This is a genomic window from Solemya elarraichensis gill symbiont (genome assembly GCF_002021095.1).
Lineage (GTDB): Bacteria > Pseudomonadota > Gammaproteobacteria > Chromatiales > Chromatiaceae.
On sequence record NZ_MPRK01000345.1, the window covers coordinates 1 to 1,351 of the forward strand.

The window sequence follows — 1,351 nt, forward strand, 5'->3', positions numbered from 1 at the left end:
CTGGTTTATCTTTTCTACAAAAGCTTCAATACTCATTACACCTAAATCTTTACCACCACGTTGTCGCACTGAAATTTGATCTTTTTCCATCTCACGATCACCAACTATTAAAATATAAGGATAACGTTGTAATGAATGCTCGCGTATTTTAAAGCCTATCTTCTCATTTCGCAAGTCCGAAATGACTCTAAGTCCTTGTTTTTTTAACTTTTTAGTTATATCAATAACAAAATCTGCCTGTTTTCCAGAAATATTAATAACAACTGCTTGGATAGGCGTCAACCAACAAGGGTACGCGCCCTCATAATGTTCAATCAAAATACCCACAAATCGCTCTAGAGAACCTAAAATTGCACGATGTAAGACAACAGGGGTTTGTTTTATATTATTTTCATCAATAAACTGTGCATCCAAGCGTTCTGGCATAGAAAAATCTACTTGCAAAGTACCACACTGCCACTGTCGTTCTAGGCAATCTTTTAATACAAACTCAATTTTAGGTCCATAAAATGCACCTTCGCCTTTTTGAAATTCCCATTTAATGACTTTGGCATCAAGTGCTTCTGCTAACGCTGCTTCAGCCTTATCCCATACCTCATCTGAACCCACATGATTTTCTGGACGAGTTGAAAGTTTGATATCAACTTTATCAAAACCAAAATGCTTATACACAGCAAAAGTCAAATCAATAAAGGTTGAAACCTCAACTTGAATTTGCTCAGGCGTACAAAAAATATGGCCATCATCTTGTACAAAATTACGTACACGCATAATACCATGCAACGTACCTGAAGGCTCATTACGATGGCACGAACCAAACTCTGCCAAGCGTAGTGGTAAATCACGATAAGATTTTAAGCCTTGATTATAAATTTGGATATGTGCAGGACAATTCATGGGTTTCACTGCATAATCACGATTTTCAGAGCTAGTAGTAAACATAGTATCGCCAAATTTTTCCCAATGACCTGACTTTTCCCAAAGGCTTTTATCAATTAATTGTGGTGTATGCACTTCTTGATAGTCATTGTCTTTGAAAATACCACGCATATATTGCTCAATCAATTGGCATAATGTCCAGCCTTTAGCGTGCCAAAATATCATGCCAGGTGCTTCTTCTTGTATGTGAAATAAATCTTGAATTTTACCAATTTTACGATGGTCGCGTCTTGAGGCTTCTTCCAATCTGTGTAAGTGTTCTTCTAAATCTTGCTTGGTAGCCCAAGCTGTACCATACACACGTTGTAACATTTCATTATTAGAGTCGCCACGCCAGTAAGCACCTGCTAATTTCATTAATTTAAAAGCTTTTAACTTAGCAGTCAAAGGCACATGTGGCCCACGACAAAGG

Annotated in this window: 1 protein-coding gene; it reads right to left on the minus strand. The window is 37.4% G+C overall.

From position 1 onward, the window contains the following. Positions 1-1,351, minus strand: a 1,351-nt coding sequence (thrS, locus tag BOW51_RS10825) for a threonine--tRNA ligase (protein WP_078477709.1), incomplete at both ends; no start/stop codon positions are given.